The organism is Elizabethkingia bruuniana (genome assembly GCF_002024805.1).
Classification (GTDB): Bacteria; Bacteroidota; Bacteroidia; order Flavobacteriales; family Weeksellaceae; genus Elizabethkingia; species Elizabethkingia bruuniana.
In genome coordinates this window covers 2,485,888-2,508,077 of sequence record NZ_CP014337.1, presented here as the reverse complement: position 1 = coordinate 2,508,077, position 22,190 = coordinate 2,485,888, and the positions used below count along the sequence as shown (strand labels likewise).

General features: G+C 36.1%; 19 protein-coding genes. 2 read left to right on the top strand and 17 right to left on the bottom strand.

Annotated elements, in window-relative coordinates; all coding sequences use genetic code 11:
• Position 1: 1 nt before the first annotated feature.
• The 13 genes from AYC65_RS11645 to AYC65_RS11590 form a co-directional block, all read right to left on the bottom strand.
• A complete protein-coding gene (locus AYC65_RS11645; RefSeq protein WP_034871139.1) occupies positions 2 to 1,111 on the bottom strand; it encodes a histidine kinase in 1,110 nt (369 codons plus the stop codon).
• A 144-nt stretch (positions 1,112 to 1,255) separates the two neighbouring features.
• Positions 1,256 to 2,344 carry a porin gene (locus tag AYC65_RS11640; protein ID WP_172795469.1) on the bottom strand — a complete coding sequence of 363 codons (1,089 nt, stop codon included), beginning with the start codon at positions 2,342 to 2,344 and terminating at the stop codon, positions 1,256 to 1,258.
• Between the two features lie 92 nt (positions 2,345 to 2,436).
• Entirely contained in the window at positions 2,437 to 3,003 is a 567-nt protein-coding gene (locus tag AYC65_RS11635) for a potassium-transporting ATPase subunit C (protein ID WP_034871137.1), read from the bottom strand.
• An 11-nt stretch (positions 3,004 to 3,014) separates the two neighbouring features.
• Positions 3,015 to 5,054: a potassium-transporting ATPase subunit KdpB gene (gene kdpB, locus AYC65_RS11630; protein ID WP_034871136.1), complete on the bottom strand. Its 2,040-nt coding sequence runs from the start codon at positions 5,052 to 5,054 to the stop codon at positions 3,015 to 3,017.
• Between the two features lie 25 nt (positions 5,055 to 5,079).
• A complete protein-coding gene (gene kdpA, locus AYC65_RS11625) occupies positions 5,080 to 6,774 on the bottom strand; it encodes a potassium-transporting ATPase subunit KdpA (RefSeq protein ID WP_034871135.1) in 1,695 nt (564 codons plus the stop codon).
• 6 nt (positions 6,775 to 6,780) lie between these two features.
• On the bottom strand, positions 6,781 to 6,858 hold the full coding sequence (locus AYC65_RS21250; protein ID WP_165698305.1) for a potassium-transporting ATPase subunit F: 78 nt from the start codon (positions 6,856 to 6,858) through the stop codon (positions 6,781 to 6,783).
• Between the two features lie 441 nt (positions 6,859 to 7,299).
• Complete coding sequence (locus tag AYC65_RS11620) at positions 7,300 to 8,628, bottom strand: sigma-54-dependent transcriptional regulator (protein WP_034871134.1); 1,329 nt, start codon at positions 8,626 to 8,628, stop codon at positions 7,300 to 7,302.
• Between the two features lie 110 nt (positions 8,629 to 8,738).
• Positions 8,739 to 9,191, bottom strand: coding sequence for an HAD domain-containing protein (locus AYC65_RS11615; protein ID WP_034871133.1), 453 nt, complete (start codon positions 9,189 to 9,191; stop codon positions 8,739 to 8,741).
• A 9-nt stretch (positions 9,192 to 9,200) separates the two neighbouring features.
• The gene (locus AYC65_RS11610; RefSeq protein ID WP_034871132.1) at positions 9,201 to 9,581 is read right to left on the bottom strand and encodes a ParB N-terminal domain-containing protein; all 381 of its coding nucleotides are present in this window, start codon (positions 9,579 to 9,581) and stop codon (positions 9,201 to 9,203) included.
• 126 nt (positions 9,582 to 9,707) lie between these two features.
• A complete protein-coding gene (locus tag AYC65_RS11605; RefSeq protein ID WP_034871131.1) occupies positions 9,708 to 11,687 on the bottom strand; it encodes a heavy metal translocating P-type ATPase in 1,980 nt (659 codons plus the stop codon).
• A 57-nt stretch (positions 11,688 to 11,744) separates the two neighbouring features.
• The gene (locus tag AYC65_RS11600; protein ID WP_034871130.1) at positions 11,745 to 12,452 is read right to left on the bottom strand and encodes a LytR/AlgR family response regulator transcription factor; all 708 of its coding nucleotides are present in this window, start codon (positions 12,450 to 12,452) and stop codon (positions 11,745 to 11,747) included.
• Positions 12,452 to 13,606 (bottom strand): sensor histidine kinase, encoded by a 1,155-nt coding sequence (locus tag AYC65_RS11595; protein ID WP_034871129.1) that lies wholly within the window; start codon positions 13,604 to 13,606, stop codon positions 12,452 to 12,454. Before AYC65_RS11595 ends, AYC65_RS11600 begins: the two co-directional genes overlap by 1 nt.
• 75 nt (positions 13,607 to 13,681) lie before the next feature.
• Positions 13,682 to 14,419, bottom strand: a complete 738-nt coding sequence (locus AYC65_RS11590) for a CPBP family intramembrane glutamic endopeptidase (RefSeq protein ID WP_034871128.1) — start codon at positions 14,417 to 14,419, stop codon at positions 13,682 to 13,684.
• A 162-nt stretch (positions 14,420 to 14,581) separates the two neighbouring features.
• Between AYC65_RS11590 and AYC65_RS11585 the strand changes: the two genes are divergently transcribed.
• Complete coding sequence (locus tag AYC65_RS11585) at positions 14,582 to 15,067, top strand: DUF6265 family protein (RefSeq protein ID WP_034871127.1); 486 nt, start codon at positions 14,582 to 14,584, stop codon at positions 15,065 to 15,067.
• Between the two features lie 4 nt (positions 15,068 to 15,071).
• On the opposite strand, the gene AYC65_RS11580 is transcribed toward AYC65_RS11585, so the two are convergent.
• Entirely contained in the window at positions 15,072 to 15,440 is a 369-nt protein-coding gene (locus AYC65_RS11580; protein ID WP_045185062.1) for a Fur family transcriptional regulator, read from the bottom strand.
• A gap of 191 nt (positions 15,441 to 15,631) precedes the next feature.
• On the opposite strand from AYC65_RS11580, the gene AYC65_RS11575 reads away from it, so the two are divergent.
• Positions 15,632 to 16,096 carry a hypothetical protein gene (locus AYC65_RS11575; protein ID WP_034871125.1) on the top strand — a complete coding sequence of 155 codons (465 nt, stop codon included), beginning with the start codon at positions 15,632 to 15,634 and terminating at the stop codon, positions 16,094 to 16,096.
• A gap of 61 nt (positions 16,097 to 16,157) precedes the next feature.
• Here the strand turns inward: AYC65_RS11575 and ligA are convergent, their stop codons facing one another.
• The 3 genes from ligA to AYC65_RS11560 all read right to left on the bottom strand — a co-directional run bounded on the left by ligA (position 16,158) and on the right by AYC65_RS11560 (position 22,159).
• Positions 16,158 to 18,164: an NAD-dependent DNA ligase LigA gene (gene ligA / locus AYC65_RS11570; protein WP_034871124.1), complete on the bottom strand. Its 2,007-nt coding sequence runs from the start codon at positions 18,162 to 18,164 to the stop codon at positions 16,158 to 16,160.
• Positions 18,165 to 18,239: 75 nt separating this feature from the next.
• Entirely contained in the window at positions 18,240 to 20,696 is a 2,457-nt protein-coding gene (locus AYC65_RS11565; RefSeq protein ID WP_034871123.1) for a DUF5686 family protein, read from the bottom strand.
• Between the two features lie 125 nt (positions 20,697 to 20,821).
• Positions 20,822 to 22,159: a carboxylesterase family protein gene (locus AYC65_RS11560; protein ID WP_034871122.1), complete on the bottom strand. Its 1,338-nt coding sequence runs from the start codon at positions 22,157 to 22,159 to the stop codon at positions 20,822 to 20,824.
• Between the last annotated feature and the right edge of the window lie 31 nt (positions 22,160 to 22,190).

The window sequence follows — 22,190 nt, the reverse complement described above, 5'->3', positions numbered from 1 at the left end:
CTTAAGATAAAATGATAATATCAATATGTTTTTCGTTCAGTCGGTTCATTAACGTATAAATCCAGCTGTAGCCGGATATGCGTTGCCATAGTTTATGACGGGGTTTCCCTATACATACTGTGGTAATATTATGCTGATTAACGTATTCCAGAATCCCCTGGTGAACACTGCTTTCCTTCATGCGTACAACTTTGGCTCCTAATTCCTGCGCTAAGTTAAAATTATTAATCAGGTAACGTTGCTTATCCAGGGCTATTTTTTCAGGACTTTCTGAAGGTTTCTGTATATAAAGGACAGTCCACGGACTACTGTAGTAACTTGCCAGACGGGCTGTTTTTCGGATAATGGTTTTTGCTACTTTTTCATTACTGCTGATACAGGCTAGAAATTTAACAGGTTTAAAGTTTTCTGTTTTTATTTCGGCTTCTACTTTTTTTTCTACGTGGGTAGCGACTTCTTTCAAAGCCAGTTCTCTGAGCTGAAGAATATGATTGCTCTGAAAGAAATTGGCAAGTGCAGTTTCTATTTTTTCTTTTTTATAGATTTTACCTTCCTTTAGCCGGGTTAGCAGTTCATCAGCCGTAAGGTCTATGTTTACAACTTCATCCGCCAGTGCCAAAACTTTATCAGGAACACGCTCGGATACTTCTATTCCGGTAATATTTTTTACATCTTCATTCAGACTTTCTATGTGCTGAATATTCATTGCACTGATTACGTTGATTCCGTTTTCCAGAATTTCCAGTACATCCTGCCAGCGTTTTTTGTTTTTGGAACCTTCTACATTAGTATGGGCTAATTCATCTACCAAAACTACTTCCGGATGATCGTTAATAATAGCCTGAAGATCCATTTCTTCCAGATATTTCCCTTTATAGAAAATCGACCTTCTTTCAATAGTTGGGATTCCTACAACAAGAGCATCTGTTTCCTCTCTGCCGTGGGTTTCAATAAAGCCCGCTTTTACATCGATACCGTTTCTCAAAAGGGTATGCGCTTCCTGAAGCATGCGGAATGTTTTTCCTACTCCGGCACTCATGCCGATGTATATTTTGAATTTTCCCCGTTTGGACTTCTGGATAAGTTGTAAAAAATGGTCTGCTGATGACATAACCTAAATTTATTGATGTTTTAATGAATTGTAAAATTGTGGAATCGTAAAGTTGTCTTTTTGTGTATTTGTAAAGTTGCAGAATAACAAAAAATCAAAAAAACAACTTTACCATTTCTCACCTCTTTTTGTAGTTGTAATTTTTTAAAACCATACATTAAGACTTGATGTTATAATAAAATTAGCTTTTTTAAAATTATCATTTTTTGCAAAAACAGCATCTTTAGAAGTAAAGCCTCTTGCTTCTGTACGGAACATTACATTTTTGAAAATAGTGTAATCCACATTTACGGAATAACCAAAAGTTTGGAATCCATTGGGTGTGCCGGAATTGATAATTACCCCATTTTTATCATTATAATATTCCAGTCTTCCTGCTACAGCCCAATCCGGATTAAGCTGATATTTTAACAGCAGGTTAGGAGAATACCATATATTATAGGCATCACTACCTTTTACTTTTTGTTCTGCTCCTATATCAAAGCCTGCAATAGCAGAAAATTTATCAGTTAATTGAAAGGTTCCATATAAATCGTGGAAATACCGCATTCTTTTTTCTTCTCTTGATTTATCATTTCCGATAAATGAGCTACTGTTCAGGGTTATTTTCTCTGATGGTTTGTAAGTAACCTGATGTCCGAAAGAAATACTCTGATTACCTTCAGGCTTGGCTATTCTCTGCCATCCGTTTAGTACAAGTCCGCTGAGGTACCATTTTCCGTTGTCAGTAGTATAAGAAAGTCTGACACCCGTTTCAAAATACGGAGAGTTTTCAGCAGCTATACTTCGGGTTAACGTGTAGTTGTCTTTGCCAATTGCGCTTTCCCATCCAATATGCGACGGCATAATCCCTGCATCGATCCATAAATTTTTGTTTTCAGAAATTTTCACCCCAATATTGGCTTCATTGATGTAGCGCAGTGCTCCCTGTTCTGCAACCATATTGTCCTGAGGATAGGTTCCTGCCATTAGTGCTAAGTTGGCTCTTATACGCTTGTCCTGATAAGTTGCTTTTGCAACGGCCAGATTGAGGTTGATCTCATTATGGCGGTTAAAATTGTACAGGAAATTCTGATGTATATGTTGTCTTGGTTCATTGAAATTATAACTGTAAAATACTTCTGCATAGGCAGAGAATGTTATTTTCTTAGCTGTTGAAATACTGTCTGAAGACTGTGCTTTTGCTGAAAAACTCAGTCCCATTGCCACAAGGGCTATCATGCTCTTTTTCATTCGTAGATTTTTTTAATTTGCCGCTTCCTGCAGCTGATGTTTTTGTCAGATGCAATGCCGCTTTTTAGAAGCATTGCAAAAACGTTTCATGATTATTGGTGAGTGCTAAGTTTGTCTAATGCCACGTTCAGTTCTAATACGTTTACTTTAGCTGGTCCCAGAAGGTGAAGAACTGGTGGAGTTGTATTTTGGGTAACAAGATTCTTAACCTCTTCCTCAGAAAGATTACGAACTTTAGCAATTCTTTTTACCTGATAAAGAGCTCCTTCAGGAGAAATATCAGGATCCAATCCGCTGCCACTGGCAGTGATAAGTTCCACAGGAACTTTTGTGTTTTCCATGCCAGGGTTTTCCATTTTCAGCGTATTGAGTCTCTTTTGTACAATATCCAGATACTCTTTATTACTTGGGCCTTTATTGCTTGCGCCACTTCCGTCAGCTTTATAATTTACTGAAGAAGGACGTCCGTGAAAGTATTTTGGTGATTTGAATTCCTGTCCGATATTTCTATAGAATTTTTGACCTTTATAGGTAATAATTTCGGCATTTCCGCCGGTAGGAAGAACTTTTGAACCAGCATATACAAACATAAGATAAATGCCAACGAGTACTGCCATCACAAATGTGAGTTTTACGGCAGGTAGAATATAATTTTTCATTTTTTTAAACTTTAAAAGAATACACTGATGAACAGATCAATAATTTTTATTCCGATGAAAGGAACAATGATTCCTCCTAATCCGTAGATAAGCAGATTTCTTCTCAGAAGAGCACTGGCACCTATTGGTTTGTAAGCCACACCTTTTAGTGCAAGCGGAATAAGAATCGGGATAATTACAGCATTGAATATAATCGCTGATAATATAGCCGATTGCGGACTGTGAAGCTGCATAATATTAAGCTTCTGAAGCGCCGGAATAAAGGTGATAAACAAGGCCGGAATAATCGCGAAATATTTGGCAACATCATTAGCAATACTAAAGGTAGTCAGCGTTCCGCGGGTCATTAGCAATTGTTTTCCAATTTCCACAATTTCAATAAGTTTAGTAGGGTCATTGTCTAGATCCACCATGTTTCCTGCTTCTTTTGCTGCCTGTGTTCCGCTGTTCATTGCTACACCTACATCTGCCTGGGCCAATGCGGGCGCATCATTCGTTCCGTCTCCCATCATCGCAACCAGCTTACCAGATTGCTGCTCTTTTTTGATGTAGTTCATCTTATCCTCAGGTTTAGCTTCGGCAATAAAATCGTCTACTCCTGCTTTTTCAGCAATGTATTTTGCAGTTAAAGGGTTGTCTCCGGTAACCATTACCGTTTTTACACCCATTTTTCTTAGCCGCTGGAAACGTTCCTGAATTCCGGTTTTAATAATGTCCTGTAATTCTATTACACCAATTACTTTTTCATTAAGTGATACCACTAATGGAGTACCTCCATTTTCAGAAATCTTGATTACCGCTTCTTCTGTTTCTTTAGGGAAAATATTTCCTGCTTTCTCTGTCAGTTTTTTTATCGCATCATAAGCTCCCTTTCTGATTCTGGTATCGTCGAAGTCTACACCCGAACTTCTTGTTTCAGCTGTGAAATTTATGTAATGAGGATTGTTTATTTTCAGGTCTTCTGATTTCAGCTGGCTTAGTTCTATGATAGATTTTCCTTCAGGGGTTTCATCTGCAACAGAGCTCAAAGCAGCAGCTTTTACAAAATCATCTTTCGCTACAGCCAGACAAGGGTGAAACTGAGTGGCCTTACGATTTCCTATTGTAATAGTTCCGGTTTTATCCAAAAGTAGTACATCTATATCTCCGGCAGTTTCTACGGCTTTACCACTTTTAGTAATTACATTAGCGCGAAGTGCTCTGTCCATTCCTGCAATTCCGATTGCAGAAAGCAAACCTCCAATTGTAGTGGGGATTAAACAAACGAAGAGGGAAATGAATGCCGCTATAGTAATTGGGGTTTGCGCATAGTCTGCAAAAGGTTTCAGTGTTACAGTAACGATAATAAAAGTAAGGGTAAAGCCCGCCAAAAGTATTGTTAATGCTATTTCATTAGGTGTTTTCTGGCGGGAAGCTCCTTCCACAAGAGCAATCATTTTGTCCAGAAAAGATTCACCAGGTTTAGTTGTAACTTTTACTTTTATTCTGTCAGATAGTACTTTTGTACCTCCGGTTACAGAGCTTTTGTCGCCTCCGGCTTCACGGATAACAGGAGCGCTTTCTCCGGTAATGGCTGACTCATCAATAGTAGCCAACCCTTCAATAATCTCACCATCCATTGGAATCTGATCTCCGGCTTTACATAAGAAGATATCTCCCAATTGCATTTCCGCAGATCTTTTCAATGTGGTTTCTATCTGAAATCCCGGCTGGTTTTTTGTAATAACTTTTGCAGGAGTTTCTTCACGGGTTTTTCGAAGAGAATCGGCCTGTGCTTTGCCTCTGGCTTCAGCGATTGCTTCAGCGAAGTTGGCGAAAAGAACAGTGAAAAATAATATAATAAAAACTAAAAAGTTATAAGCAAAGCTTCCCTGGCTTGTATTTCCTGCAAGGCTGAATAATGATACAATAAGCATAACTACTGTACCAATTTCTACAAGAAACATCACCGGATTTTTAAACATAATTTTCGGATTCAGTTTTACGAAAGATTGTTTCACCGCTTCGTTTACCAAATCTTTTTGAAATAATGTTTGAGATTGATTTTTCATTTTTTTTAATGTTAAAAATGTTCTGTTATTTGGAAAAATATTGAAGCTGTTCTGCGATTGGTCCCAGTGTAAGAGAAGGGAAGAAGGATAGTGCAGCAATTAATATGATGACAGCAAGCGTCATGAATCCAAAAGTTAATGTGTCAGTTTTTAGTGTTCCGGACCCCTCAGGAATGAATTTTTTCTCGGCCAGACATCCTGCAATGGCAATAGGGCCTATAATCGGGATAAATCTTGAAAGAAGAAGGACAATCCCTGTGGAAATATTCCACCATGGTGTATTGTCTCCCAGACCTTCAAAACCTGATCCGTTGTTTGCTGAAGAAGAAGTGAATTCATACAGCATTTCGCTGAAGCCATGGAAGCCCGGATTGTTTAATGTCTTTGTACCAAATTCCGGCAGATAGGCTGTAAGTGCAGTTCCTGCAAGAATAAGAAACGGGTGGAATAATGCTACAATCATAGCGATTTTCATTTCTTTAGCTTCAATCTTTTTACCCAAGAACTCCGGAGTTCTTCCGACCATTAGCCCGCTGATAAATACTGCCAGAATAATGAAGATGAAGTAATTAAGAATTCCAACACCACAACCTCCATAAAAGCAGTTAATCATCATTGCCAGAAGTTCATTCATTCCGGAAAGAGGCATGGTACTGTCGTGCATAGAGTTTACAGATCCGGTAGAGATTACAGTAGTTGCAATGCTCCAGTAACCTGAAGAAGCACTGCCAAAGCGAATTTCTTTGCCCTCCATAGCACCAAGACTGCTATCTGCACCCATCTGAGTAATGAGTGGATTTCCGGAAGTCTCATTGATTACATTAGGAATTGCTAATGCAAGAAAGCCTACAGTCATTACTGTAAATATAATCCGGGATAATTTTTTTCTTTTAAGATAAAAGCCCAATGCAAATACTAACGCAAACGGAATGATCATCTGAGTAGCCATTTCCGTAATATTGGTAACGTAATTAGGATTTTCTAAGGGGTGGGCAGAGTTAGTACCGAAAAAGCCGCCACCATTAGTACCTAGGTGTTTAATAGCAACAAATGCAGCTACAGGACCTCTTGAAACGTCTGATTTTTGTCCTTCAAGCGTTGTAATATGATCTTTTCCTTCGAAAGTCATTGGGCTTCCGTTTGCAGAAAGAATAAATGCTACAATAATGGAAATAGGAATCAGGATCCGGGTCATGGATTTCATGAAATAATCGTAGAAGTTTCCTAATTCTGTAGTTGTTTTTTCTTTGAAAGCTTTAAATAGTACAGCCATAGCCGCCATTCCGGTTGCAGCTGTTACAAACTGAAGAAACATCAGAAAAAGCTGACTGAGATAACTGACCCCGGTTTCACCTGAGTAATGCTGAAGGTTACAGTTAACAAGAAAAGATATTGTTGTATTAAAAGCTAAATCCGGTGACATATTAGGATTGTTGTCCGGATTCAGAGGCAGCCATTGTTGGGTTTGCAGGAGGATGAACCCGATAACAAACCAAATCAGATTAATGGTAAGCATGGCATACATATTTTGCTTCCAGTTCATCTGGCGATTGGGATTTATTCCTGATATTTTGAAAAATAACTTTTCAACAGGATTAAAAACCGGGTCTAAAAAGGTTTTCTCATAACCATATACACGGGCAATATATTTTCCTAAGAAAAGACCTATGATTAAGGTTAGAACAAACATGGCAATAATGCCTAAAATTTCTGTATTCATAATAATTTAAAATTTTTCAGGCTTCATAAGCACATAACAGATGTAAATGAATGCCAGAACGGAAAGGATGAATAAACTCCACATGATATGTTATATTTTATCAAAAAATTGAACTGTTTTATACAAAAGCCAGAACAAAACAATACTGAGTAATAAAAGGACTAAAAGCATCATACTATTCTAATAATTAAGGTTAAGACCACGAGTGCTGCCAGAAACGTCAGTAACCAGGTATAAGAAGACTGGCTGGGCTTCTGACTGGTTTTTTTTAAAGTTGTCATTTTTCATAATTTTTATCTGAACGATATATGCCAAAACCAGTTCCAATTCACTATGAATGTTCTTAAAGTATTGTTGTGTAATGAGTTGTGTGTTTTTCGGACATACTGTTCACAGAGAAAACCTTATCAAAATGATAGGCTCATTATCCAAAATGATAAATAGGGAATAGGTTTGTTAAAATAAGACACCCCATAACTTTCATAAGTTATGGGGTGTCTTATATATAATAATAAATAGAATTCCTTATCTCAATTGGTATTCCTCTAGCTTACGATATAATGTTGCTATACCGATTTCTAAAAGTCGTGCAGCTTCAGCTTTATTACCTTTGGTATATTGTAATACTTTCTGGATGTGTTCTTTTTCAAGAGTCTTAATACTCAATGAATCTGTTTCTGCAGAAGTTTGTTCTGAATATAGAGGAAGGCTGTCGGCATCCAGAATATTGTTATTCATCAGAATAAGACTTCTTTCAACAGTGTTTCTAAGCTCACGAATATTTCCCTGCCAGTTATTTTTCTTTAAGGTTTTATAATAATCTTCGGAAACCTGAACTTTTGAAATCAGATTCATTTTTTTACTGAAGACATCGATAAAGTTTTTGGCCAAAATTTTCAGGTCTTCCTTTCTTTCACGCAATGCCGGCAAATGAATTTCAAAGACATTAAGTCTGAAGTATAAATCTTCTCTGAAATTTCCCTGTTTTACTTCTTCCAAAAGGGTTCTGTTGGTAGCAGCGATAAGACGGAAGTTAGAGGTCGATACTTTCGTTTCTCCCATTTTAATAAATTCTCCAGTCTCCAGTACGCGTAGCAATTTCGCCTGTAGATCCATTGGCATTTCTCCAATCTCATCCAGAAATAATGTGCCGTCATTGGCTTCTTCTACCAATCCCTTTTTGTCTCTTACAGCTCCGGTGAAGGATCCTTGTTTATGTCCGAACAGTTCGCTCTCCAAAATCTCTTTGCTGAAAGCAGAACAGTTGATTGCAACAAAGTTTTTATTGCTTCGGCTTCCTGTTTCATGGATAGCATGGGCAAATACTTCTTTCCCGGTTCCTGTTTCCCCGGTTAGTAATACGGTAGCATCTGTATGGGCAACTCGTTCCGCCAATTTTTTCGCCTGAAGAATAGATTCTGCAGTTCCCAGGATCTGATCCAATCCTTTTAATTTACATACTGGAATTGTATTATGGGATCTGTTATCTTTTGCTTTTTCCAGCGCTCTGTATACAAGAGGAATAATTTTTTCGTTATCATCTCCCTTTACAAGATAATCGTATGCACCGTTTTTCATTGCCTGCACAGCATCAGAAATATTTCCAAAAGCAGTCATCAAAATAACTTCTTTTTCAGGATACTTAGTTTTAATGGCTTTTACCAATTCTACACCAAATGCATCAGGAAGCCGGACATCACTCAGGACAACATCAAAATCGTGCTGCTCCAGCATGGTCATAGCTGATCTTGCAGTCGAAGCTTCTTTTACACTGAATTTTTCCTGAGAAAGAATCATTCCCAGAAGTTTCAGAAGTTTCAGCTCGTCGTCAATGATGAGGATAGTTCCCGGCATATGATAGAATTGAGATGCAAACTTACGTATTATTCGGCATCGAAAAACAGAAGAAGTAATTCAAAATATAAAAAATAGTCAGAAACCTGCTTCTGACTATTTATATTGATTTATTTCTCGGTCAAAATTCTTTTTAATTCCTTAGAATCGATTAATCCGATATAAGGATCAGTTAGAATTAATCTCGTTTTTAAACTTTCTGGTAGACCATTTAATGATTTATCATCATCAATAATAATAACATCATTCGAATTGATATGATGATCTGTAATCCATTTTTCTATCTCTGTTTTTCTGGAGTATTTATGGTTTAAATCTTGATTTATAATAGATATTTTATCAAATTTGATTCCTCTTTTATTAAAGATATGTTTCCATTGGCTGAGGTTAAATCTAAATCTATGGGAAGTTGAAAGGACTAATTCAATATTGGTGTGATCAACTGAATTTAGGGCATCAACAGCCTTATGATTGAATTTATAGAATCCATCATCTTCCATCTCCACTTGTTTATGTGGATTGGCATGAACCATTACACCGTCAATGTCTAAAAAAAGTTTCATATTGAATATTTATAAATCTTTAAGAAAATCATCACTACAATATTTTCTGTTTTTTTCACTATTCATGTCCCAATCTTCATTTATGACTATTATGAAATCGTTGATATTATTATATAAATCACTATAGTTTTTATTCCATGGAATAGTCTCAAAATCGAAATTAGCTAATTTATAAGCAATATATCTGTGATTTCCATCTACAATAAGATTAGTCTTTTGATCTACTTTTATAGGCCCAAATTTAGTGCCATACCCATCTAAAACTCTTCTGTGTATTCTTTCTATTATAGAGTAACACACTTTAGTATGCGTAGTGAAAAAAATATGATTTGTATTTTTAATAAAATCAATTAATCTTTTATGAAAATCGGTATCTAAATTATTTTCCAAATCTTACATTTTTAATTAAAAAAATGTTATCTGTTTGGTAATCAAATTTATAAAAAATATTTTTAAGTACTTAGATATAAAAAAACGCCAGAAAATATTTTCTGGCGTTTTCTATTGATGTTAATTTTAAAAATTCATTCTCTGGATTCTTACTGCATTTAGAATAGCTAACAGCGCTACACCAACATCAGCGAATACCGCCTCCCACATAGTAGCTAAACCTCCTGCTCCAAGAACAAGTACGATAGCTTTTACGGCAAATGCCAGTATAATATTCTGCCATACGATTTTCTTAGTCTCTTTTCCTATTCTGATGGCTGTAGGAATTTTTGAAGGTTGATCATCCTGAATAACAACGTCTGCCGTTTCAATTGTAGCATCGCTGCCTAATCCGCCCATCGCCATTCCGACATCACTTAGGGCAACAACCGGAGCATCGTTTACTCCATCTCCGATGAAGGCAACTGTTTCATTTTGTGCTTTTATGGCTTTTACTTTCTCAACTTTATCTTCAGGTAAAAGATCGCCAAAAGCATTTTCAATTCCTATCTTTTGTGCTACTTCTTTTACTACGGCTGTTTTATCACCACTCAACATAGTTGTTTTTATATTGAGTTTTTTAAGTTCTGTAACAGCTTTTATTGCATCTGGCTTTATCTGGTCCGAAATACTCAGATAACCTGCAAACTGTCCTCCGTAAGCGATAGCGATTAATGTATCGGAAATTGCAGAGTGATTAACCTGATACTGGATATTGAATTTATCCATTAGCTTGAAGTTACCGGCAAGGAAATCTTTTCCGTTGATTGTAGATTTCAATCCGTGTCCCGGAATCTCTTCTGCATTTTCTAATACTACGGAATGGTCTACTTCACCAACATATTCATGTACAGCAGTTGCAATAGGGTGTGTAGATTTACTTTCAATAACATTCAGATATTTCAGAATCTCATCTTTATCAAATCCGTTTTCAATATTTGCAGTTTGTACTTTGAATACACCTTCTGTCATTGTTCCGGTTTTGTCCATTACCACATTCTGAATATTGGCTAATGCATCCAGGAAGTTACTACCTTTAAACAGGATTCCGTTTTTACTTCCGGCACCAATTCCGCCGAAATATCCCAAAGGAATAGAAATAACCAAGGCACAAGGACATGAAATAACCAGGAATATCAATGCGCGGTATAACCAGTCTCTGAATTCATATTGCTGTACAAAGAAGTAAGGTAAAAGACAGATCGCAATAGCCAATACGACAACAATTGGAGTATATACTTTAGCAAATTTCCGGATAAACAATTCTGTTGGTGCTTTTTGAGAAGTGGCATTTTGTACCAGTTCCAGAATTTTGGAAAGTTTACTGTCTTTATATTCTTTCTGAATCAGTACCTGAGAGACCGAATTAAGATTGATCATTCCCGCAAGTACAGCTTCGCCTTTTCTTTTAGTATCTGGTTTACTTTCACCCGTTAGTGCAGCGGTATTAAAAGATGCGCTTTCTGAAATCAGTTCCCCGTCCAATGCCAATTTTTCACCTGGTTTTAGCTGAATAATCTGCCCAACCTGTGCAGTTTCGGCTTTAATAGTCTTAGGAATATTGTTTTCCAGAATCGTAATTTCATCCGGTCTCTGATCCAATAGTCCTTTAATATTCTTTTTGGCTCTCTGTACAGCCATCGTTTGGAATACTTCGCCTACAGAATAGAAAAGCATTACGGCAACGCCTTCAGGATATTCTCCGATAGCAAAAGCACCAAGAGTTGCAATACTCATCAGAAAGAACTCTGAAAAAAAATCGCTGTATCTAATGCTGTTTATTGCATCTTTTAGTACCGGAAGCCCTACCGGAATATATGCTGCTACATATAATACAATTCTTACCCAGCCTTTGAACCATTCAGGTTTTATATAATTGTCCAATGCGATTCCTACCATAAGCAGAACGAAGGAAATCACAGCTGGCAAAAATAACTGGAAGTTTGTTTTCTCGCTATTATCATGAGAATGGTCGTGACCATGATCGTGATCATGTCCATCCCCGTTGTGCTGATGATTGTGTTGTTGCTGCGGTTTTGTGCTGCAGCAGTCGCTATTTGAACTCATAACTTTTAATTTTTATCAAAGATAATGCGGGGAAGCATGCAACCCTATTGCAAAGTTCTATTTTATGCCTAACAGACTGAATAGTTCATCTTTTTTATTCAGCGCTATTGATATTGTTTTTCCATTGATAAGTTCTACCATATTAGCGTTTACACTTCTTATAGCTTCTGTATTCAATATAAATGAACGCTGCACACGAAAGAAACCGGGTAAGGTCAGAATTTCTTCCATGGATTTTAAGGTTGCCTGTGTAGTGTAGGTTGCAGAATCTATTACAATTTTTAGATAGTCACCCTGAGCCTCAACATACAGGATTTCACTCAGCAATATTTTAATGAGTTTGCCTTCAGATTTTATAAATATTCTATCCGGATTGACTTGTTGGATTGAAGGAATCTGCTTTAGAGCGATATAATCTTTGGCTCTGTTAATGGCTTTCAGAAAACGATCAAAACGTACCGGTTTTACAAGGTAGTCTGTGGCTCCGTTATCAAAGCCATCCAGCGCAAAATCACGATGGGCTGTAATAAAAATAATGATGGGTGGATTTGATAGTGATTTTACAAGCTCCATTCCGTTGATTTTAGGCATCTGAACGTCACTGAAAATAATATCTACAGTATTATTCTGAAGATAGATCAGAGCTTCTGTGGGATCTCCAAAGGACTTTGTTAAACTAAGAAATGGAACTTCTTGTACAAAAGTCTCTATAACATCTCTACCAAGTGGTTCATCATCTATAATTATGCAATGTAATTTTTCCATCAGTTTTCTAAAACTATTTTTAAAGTTACTTTAAATCTGTTCCCGGTATTTTCTATTTGTAATTCATGCTGTTCAGGATACAATAACACTAAACGTTTTCGCATATTTTCCAGCCCGATTCCGCCAACAGATTGATCCTGGTTTATTCTTTCTACATCGTTTTCCAATTGGAAATAAAATGTGTTGTTTTCAGTCTTTATATCTAAAAGAATAAATTGTTCTTCTGTACTTTTTAGCCCGTATTTAAAGGCATTTTCTATACAGCTGAACGTGAGCAAAGGTGCTATATATAAATCTGAAGTACAGCCTTCATTAGAAATATTTATCTGAATATTTTTATCCGTAGGATAGCGCATTTTTTCTAACTCAAAATAATTTTTGATAAAGTCTAGTTCTTTATCCAGAGAAACTTTTTCAGTATTTGATTCATATAAAGTGTAGCTCATCATCTCAGAAAGATTAAGAATAACTTCCGGAGTCTGATTGTCTTTTTTTATAGCCAGACTGTATAGATTATTTAGAGTATTAAAAAGAAAATGTGGATTGAGCTGAGCTTTCAGGAAATTCTTTTCCATATTAATATTCTGAATTTCCACTTCCATTTTCTGTTGTTGTAGCTTTAATGTTCTGTTGTACATTCTGAAAATTTCGAAAAGAATTTTGACAAAAAAGAAGGGCGATAAGAGTGAGATGACAATAATAATCTGAGATAAAACTCTTCTGAAAGATAGGGCTTGTGCAAAACTTTGTTCAGCCGCTTTAGAAATAACACCTTTTAGTTCACCTGTAGGTATATCGAATCCAAAATTATTGTAGACCAATGTAGTAAAGTAGGTGATAGCCATCCACAAGTATATACAGAAAGGAATACTAAGAAGTAATAATACAGTGGCCTTTATTTTTCCGCCTTCAAAGATTCTGGGTAAAAGAATATAGAAAAAAGTATAAAAAACTGCCATATTGCAAATCGTCATACGCAGGGTTAGAATCAGGCTATGAAGTGGTGGAATATCATAAGCCAGAATATAGCTAAGCAGTAAAAATGTGGCAAAAAGCAACCACATAATACTATGGAATAAAATTCTTCTTTTTTTAGTATAAAACTGGTCAAAGTCGAATGTGGCAATTTTATCCGAAAAGTAATTATTAGACACTGGTATATTTAGTTTTTTGCATATTTAAAAGCAACTTCAAAGATAGTTTTTTGAAGTTGCTTTTGCAGATTAGTATTATAGAATTCTTATAATGACATTGATGGTGTTGATCAAATTATGACCCAATACAGGAAAAATAAGATTGCCGGAGAACTTTCGCAAAATGCCAACGCTAAGAGAGGAGATTAAAGCAAGGTAAACAATCGTGATAATATCTGTTTTCAGTTGATGTGTATCAGTTAGTACAACACCATGCATCACTGCAAATAAAATAGTTATAATAATAAAGCCCCAGCCAAACTTAATACCTTTGAAATTCCATTGAGGAGGAAAAGCTTTTTCCAAAATCCATAAGAATATCCCTCTGAATAATATTTCTTCACTCAGACCAGGCATGGTCGCCTGAAAGATAAAAGTTTCAGCATCAAAAGAAGCTCCTTTAGGGAATAAGATCAATTTGAATATAATATCGAAAAGAGTAAAGCCTAAAAATACCAGAATACCATATCGCAATTGTTTTTTACTGTTGGTTTTGGTCGTGAATCCAATTGCTTCCTGCTCACTTTTGGACACCGACAATATAAAAGCTAGGGCAATGGAGAGGCTTATAAGTTTAGTAATCCATGCAAACTTTAATCCTATGAATTCCAAATTGATATACTGCCTTCCTAATATCTGAAGATATGAATCTGCAAAGAAGTAAAGCAGAAAGTAGAGTAGGTATTTAGTATTTCTGTTTTTAGATTTTATAAAAGCTGAAATGATAACCGGAAGAAGAATTAAGATCCAGATAAAAGGTGTAAATAATGACATAGTTTTTGATTTTTTTCAAAGGTATTTTTATCCCGTACGGATATCGAAAGCTACCGATGAAATCATCTTATTAAACGATAAAAAGAGATTATTAGCAGATTAAGGTTTTTGGTTATAAAGGTGAAGTGTGGTTTCTGTATATTTGAAATAAGAATCATTGGTATGAAAACGAAGTCTGTAAAAATATTTTTGTCTGCAATTATTGTAGTATCTATTGTGAGCAGCTGGGCTCATTACTCTGTGAAGCCAATTGATAATGCTATGTGGCTTATTGGTACCTGGGAGAATAAAACCTCTCGTGGAAGTGTTTATGAATCCTGGAAGAAAATAAACGAAAATGAGTTGGCGGGAAAGAGCTATGCTGTTAAAGGCGCAGATACTATTATATTCGAAATGGTACAGTTAAAGCAAGAAGGGGAAAATTTATATTACATTCCTACAGTAAGAAATCAGAATAATGGTGAACCGGTTAGTTTTAAAGCTTATACCATTACAGACCATAAAATGGTTTTTGGAAATCCAGAACATGATTTTCCACAATCTGTTTCTTATACAAAAGTAAATGCTGATTCACTGGTTGCAGAAATTTCAGGCGTTAAAAACGGAAATGTACGTCACCAGACTTTTCCTATGAGAAGATTAAAATAACAGGTTATTGAATAGTTTCACGACATTCTTTACAAATACCTGTGGCCAGAAACTTTAACTCTTTTACCAGATAGTCATCCGGAAAAGGAACATTGTTAAAGCTTACTTCTTCCAGACAAGTCGTTTGTTTGCACTCTGTACAGTAAAAATGCAGGTGATAGTCATGGTGGATTTCTTCATTACAGTCATCACTACATAAGAGATATTGTGTCGTATTATGCTCCTGAATACCATGAATAAGACCTTTCTTTTCAAAAGTTTTCAGGGTGCGGTATAAAGTACTACGATCAGACTGTACTAGTTTTTCCTCCAAATCGGACAGCGAAAGAGCTTGTGGAGCCTCTAGAAAAGCATCCAGAACCAGCATCCGCATAGAAGTAATGGGAATCTTTTTATTGTCGAGGATATTTTCTATTCTTTGCGTATTCACCGGATTAATAATTAGATTTTTGATGTTATAACAAATTTAAGGATAAATTTTAAATTTTTGTTAAAACAACTATTTTATAATTGATTAATAATCAGTTTTTTATAAATTGTATATAGACAAATAAAAACCTGATTATGGAAAATACTAAAAAAAGACTGCAAGAATACTCTTTTGATAATTATAAGCTGATCTTAAACTTTGAAACTTTCGAGGATGCAGAACAATATGCTCAGGAGCATCAGGGAGATCTTGTAGAAATAGGATTTACAGACGGTGCAGATAATCCGTTATTCGATGATTTTGCGAAGCTAATTGATAACCGTGCTGTATTCAGAGTGAAACTTCCTGCTGAGTATGAAATTTTATATTCTCATGATGAACGTTTTCAGGAGCTGGCGGAAGATATTCTGGAAGCTATGAAACGTAAAGAAAATGATGTAGCTCCGGAAGACTGGCTTGCCGATCAGAATATAGCGCCTGGGGACAGAATTATTATTCTGAGGGATGGTAGTATTAATACTGTAACAACAAGAGAGAGAATTAAATTCCTAATGGCTGGGAAACTTTATGAGATCGCAGTACAACTGCCTAAAAAATAATAAAAAACGCCTCACAGATATTTAAAATCTGTGAGGCGTGAATTTTATAAATGAACGGCTCTTAGCTATTAACAAGATCTAAAAACTGTTGTTCATCCAGAATCGTAATAGTTCCGATATCCTGAGCTTTTTTCAGCTTGCTTCCGGCCTTTTCTCCAACAATCAGATAGTTTAGGTTTTTAGACACAGCAGAAATATTTTTACCACCATGTTTTTCTACCATTTCTTCAGCCTGCTCTCTGGTGAAAAGAGATAATTTTCCGGTAAAAAGAAACGTTTTTCCGTCCAGAACATTGCTGATTACGTCATTGGTATTTTCCCCTTTTTCCAATTGTACACCATAGTTTTTCAGACGTTCTATCATCAAAAGGTTTTCCTGATTCGCAAAGAATTCAGTGATACTTACAGCTATTTTTGCACCGATATCTTCTACCTGGCAAAGCTCTTCTTCTGTCGCATTTTTTAATTCCTCTATTGTTGGGAAGTTTTTCACCAGCTTTTTAGCAACTGTTTCCCCCACATGCTTGATACCTATTCCGTACAATACTTTTTCAAAAGGTATTTCTTTTGATTTTTCCACACCATCCAGAATGTTTTGTGCAGATTTCTCAGCCATACGATCTAATGGAAGTAATTGTTCCTTGGTTAGTGTATAAAGATCAGCCGGATTTTCAATTAACTTTTCACGGTAAAGCTGTTCGATAGTTTCACCACCCAGATTTTCTATATTCAGAGCTTTACGGGAAACATAGTGGATCATTCTGCCAACTACCTGTGGCGGGCAATGCAGTTCGTTAGGACAAAAATGTATTGCCTGATCTTCTATTTTTACAAGCTCAGTCCCACATTCCGGACAGTGCTTTATGTATTCTATTTCTTTACTTTCAGATGTTCTTTTTTCAGTATTGACACCTACAATTTTAGGAATGATTTCACCACCTTTTTCTACATAAACGAAGTCGTTTTCATGAAGATCTAATTTTTTGATAATATCCTCATTATGTAGTGATGCACGTTTTACAGTTGTTCCGGCTAATAGAACCGGACGAAGATTGGCTACAGGGGTAATAGCGCCAGTTCTTCCAACCTGATAAGAAACGCTCAGAAGCTCAGTTTCGACTTTCTCTGCCTTAAACTTATAGGCCATAGCCCAACGTGGTGATTTGGCAGTATAACCAAGTTCACGCTGATGTTTTAGGGAGTTTACCTTTATTACAATACCATCAATTTCAAAAGGCAGGTTATGTCTTTCCTGATCCCAGTAATTGATGAAATTTTTTACATCATCCAAGGTTCTGCATAATTTAGCCTGATCTTCGGAAACCCGGAAGCCCCATTGCTTTGCATTTGCCAATAAATCCCAGTGGGTTTCTGCAGGGAAATTTTCAGCGATATATTGATATAATACTGCAGAAAGTCCACGTTTTCTTACCTCACCGGAATCCTGCATTTTAAGGCTTCCGCTGGCTGTATTTCGTGGATTCATAAAAGGGTCAAGCCCCTCTTCCTCACGCAGTGCATTGAGTTTGTCGAAGTTTTTTCGGGTAAGATAAATTTCTCCACGCATATAGAAATGTTCAGGGAATTCACCTTTTAACTTTAACGGAACATCGGAAATAGTTCTTACATTACTTGTAATTTCATCTCCTTGGAATCCGTCTCCACGGGTTACTGCCTGAATAAGTTTTCCATTTTCATAAAGAATGGAAATAGAAGCACCATCATATTTTAGTTCTGCAACAAACTCTACAGGCTCATCAATGGTTTTTATTATCCGTTTCTCCCAATCTTCCAGATCATTGAAGTCATAGGAATTATCCAGTGAGTACATTCTGAACTGGTGTTGTACAGTGGGAAAGTTTTTGGTAACCCCGCCGCCAACTCGTAAAGTAGGTGAGTTAGGATCATTGAATTCAGGATACTGAGCTTCCAGATCCTGAAGTTCCTTCAGTTTTGCGTCGAATTCAAAATCCGAGATAGAAGGTTCATCCAGAATATAGTAATTGTAATTATGCTGATGAAGCTCCTCTCTTAGCTCTTCTATCTTTTGTTGAATGTTTTCGGACATAGGGTCAATAAATGTTTTTACAAAAATAAACAATCTGTTATTTTAATCATATTGTAAACTGTAAAAAGAAATTTTCTAAAAGGCATTTAATTTGATTTGGAACCCAATATTGTCTTTGAATGCCGGCATCTGATAGTAACCTAATCTGTAAGAAAAACCTACACCAAATTTACTACCCAGAAATCTGTTCCATATAATCCCCACTTCCTGATAGTTGTGATCCAGTACCCGAAAATTAAACTGATGGTCTGCACTATTTTTGAAATTACCTACTACAGTTTGGTATTCCAGTTCTATATTGGAATAAGCTTTTCCAAGAGTTCTGAATCTGAATGGCAGAGATTGAGAAATCTGAAAACCAACAAATTTGTCTGCATAGAATGTTCCAGCTGGCATAGTTACGAATCCTAAATTGGAAGGTTTGTTTATTTTTGATGCCCAGTTACTGCTAAAATCTCCTGTTTGTCCGGTAATCTCAAAGTTTTTCCATATCGGTGCTGTTCCGGAAGAAAAGCCACCAAAAACTTTAATATTGGTATAGCCTAATTTAGTTCCGAACTGATGGATAGCTAAGGCATCTAATCTGTGATAATTAAGATCTCCGTCGAATATTTTACTTCCTTTTTCATAGTTTACAAAGAAATAAGGATAATGCTTTTCGTAGGTAAGCTTTCCACCAGGTGTCATCAAATTTTTATCATTCGGTGCATATTTCAAGGATAGAGTAGTGCTGACATTTTTAAAGCTGTTACCCATATTCTGATACTGATAGTCGAATTGAGCATTTTGATTTTCATGGTTAACACTGATTTTAGCACTTAGTGTATTGGACAGGTCGTATAAAAAAGAAGCACCCCATTTCTGACTCCGGTAAAAGTTTGCATTGTGCATATCAACAAGAATATCTTTTAGCCTCATTGGATTGTCCCAGAATGTGGTATTGATTCGCCCAGCAGGGAATACGTCATCAAGATAATCTACGCGGAAAACCGATGTTCTTTTATCTGAAAGCTTCATATCCAGACCTGCACCATACTTCCAGCGATGGTCTTTGAATCCATAGCCGAAATAAGCATCAGGAGAGAACGTTTTACTGAACTTTTCATTCAGTTTGACACTGGCTCCCAGTCTTATGCCCTGATATTTATCGTAATTAATAATTTTAGTCAGGTCAAAATCTAACATTTTATAACGTAGATTTCCTTTCATCAGATTGGTGAAAAGACTTACTTTTTTATCGAAATCATATTTTTGAACAAGGCTGTCTATTTTTACATAGGTGCCTTTTTCTCTTTCTGTAAGGCTGTCTGTTCTGTACTCCTGCAGGAGCTTTCCATCGGAATTTTTAACAGTCATGGTGTACCCCCGGAAATCTTCAGCTTTTTGTTCTTTATTGATTTCAAAACCAAAGAACTGATTTTTAATAAACAGATAGTTGCCAAACCTCTTTCTTTTTAGTTTAGGTTTTTCGGAGGTCTTAGCGCTGTCTTGTACCTTTCCGGTAGTAAAACTTTGGTCACCCATTTTTATTTTCAGGTTTTCGTAATCCAGAAACCATTTGTTGTTGATTGGTTTCCATACAGAAACTACGTTCCCCTCATTTGTCTTTTTACTATTGCTTTCTATTTTCTTTAAAGCATAATTTTCAGCATCTACATAGATGAAACCATTATATTTTCGTGGATTCTGCCTTAGTTTATTGTTGATCTCCTTGAATTTAATTACATAGGTTTTCCTATTGTCTATAGTAGTTGTATCCGATATATAATAGTTGTAAATAGTTCTGCTTTCAGGTCTTATCTGTCTGGGGATTTTGTTGAGGTTTGAAATATTCAGTGCCAATGCTTCATAAATAGGATTAGGAAAGCCGGACATTCTGTTGTCCAGTATATTTGTTTTTTCTCCGTATTTTTTAGAAAAAAGATATTCTGAAACCTTTTCCCAAAGAAAATATTGATTGTGGGTTACAGTACTTACCAAATCCTCCTCGGCTAGTGAATCTTTCTTTTTCGTTTCCGGGGTTTTCAGATTTCTGTTCTGAATTTTACCGATAGAGTCTTTTCTTTTAGAAATAAAATCCTGATAAGCACTAATAGAGTCTTTATCAAAGTCAATAGATATTTTGCTGTAAGATTTGAAATTGTAAGAGTCTAATGACTGCGGACTGTTTTCTTTGTAGCGCTTTAAAAGCTCATCAAGAATTTTTAAGGCACGCGGATCGCTTTTATCAGCGATAGTGACCCGATTGATACTCTTTGTTTTTTCGGAAGTTGGTTTCAGGGAAACAAGCATTTCCTTGCTTACTGCAGCCTCTTCGTCTTCAAAGTCATTAGCCAGAATATCGACTTTCTTGCATTTGGTTTTAAATGATAAAATACCGTTTTGGTCGGTTTTTCCAAGTAAATTGTCATCACAGTAAACAGAAGCGTCCGGAACGGGTTTTCTATTGTCAGCATTAATAACTTTTAGTTGAGTCTGACTAAAATAAAAGCTTATAAAGAAGAGAAATAGAATGGATAAAGCTTGTTTCATATATTGTTTTTATATAAGACAAAGCTATGTGTAAGAAAGTTACAGAAAACACAAATAAAATTTAAATTTTTGTTAAAGTAAATGTGTTGGAATGCTTATTAATAAGGTGTTTAGGCCGGAATATATTATTTGTCCCTTATTTGGGAAATTTTTAAAACTTCGGGTTTTTCTGAATTTTCTGAAACAGATCCATTTTTGGCAAATTCTGCCCAAATAGCTCGTATTTTCTTTCCGACTTTATTGATTTCCGCCCATGGAATACCTTTTAATAGTTCTGCATGTTTCCATGCTTCTTCATTACCAAACAACAATGGAAGATCTAAACAGTGAGCCGCTCCTATTTTATTGCTTTCCAGTTTTGAGAAAATCCGGAATAAATATACATTTCCTCCAGCCTTTGCATAGGATGAAGCAAATTCAGCCGCTGGTTTTCCGTATATCTTTTCAGTGGTCAGACGTATCGTTTTATCCAGTATTTTCTTTCCGAAGCCCTTCTCTGTATATTTTTGCAGTGCTCCTGAAGTTCTTAAGTAGAATGCAGTCTCTTCATCATTCAGCCCAATAAGGACATCATATTTTGCAGCATGATCCTTCCATAATTTTCGAATTTTATTTTCTGGTGCCATAGGCGGAAAACCATATTGCAGACCGAATGGCATAGCTGCTTTTAAACCATATTTTAAAAGGGAAGGACGAAACTTTGAATATTCGTCTACCATTTTCATAAAATCTGCATCCTCTTTGATAGGGCTTGTTTTCAACGAAAATTCTTCTGACATTTTTTGTCTTTTCTCACGAAGTCCTAAGGGTGCACTTTGGATAATAGCTCTCTTGAATAAACCTTCGGCACCTTCGGCAATCATAAGATGGGTAACAGCATCACCTCCGGAAGACTGTCCTAACAGAGTAATATTTTCAGGATTTCCCCCAAATTCTGAAATGTTTGCCTTAATCCATTTTAATGCTTCTATGATATCAAATAATCCCAGATTAGCAGGTCTTTCATCATAACCCCCTAAAAATCCAAATAGGCCTAAGCGATAAGAGACTGAGACAACAATAATGCGCTGTTCTTTTACCCAGACTGAAGGATCTGAAGTGGGAAGGCTCCCACATCCTATCTCATAAGATCCGCCATGAATCCAGATAATGACAGGGAGTTTTTCCTCTGGTGAAATGTCTTTTGGAAAAGTAATGGAAAGATATTGTGGAGATTCTTCAACCAGAAAATCTTCAACATGCGTAGGTTCAATCAGTCTTTCCAGCATTGCGCTTTGGTATTGGGGGCAGACAGGTGTCAGTACAGGTATATCAGCTAATGCTTCGGTAATGCTTACGGGTACTGGCAGCTGATAGCGTTCTGATTTGGCATAACGAATATTTTTGGCTTTAAAAACTCCATTTACTTCCTGAATTTTAATCTTTTCTGAACCAATACTGAAAGTGTAATCTTCCAAAAGCATAAATACTGTGTTTTTTGACGACTAAAAATAC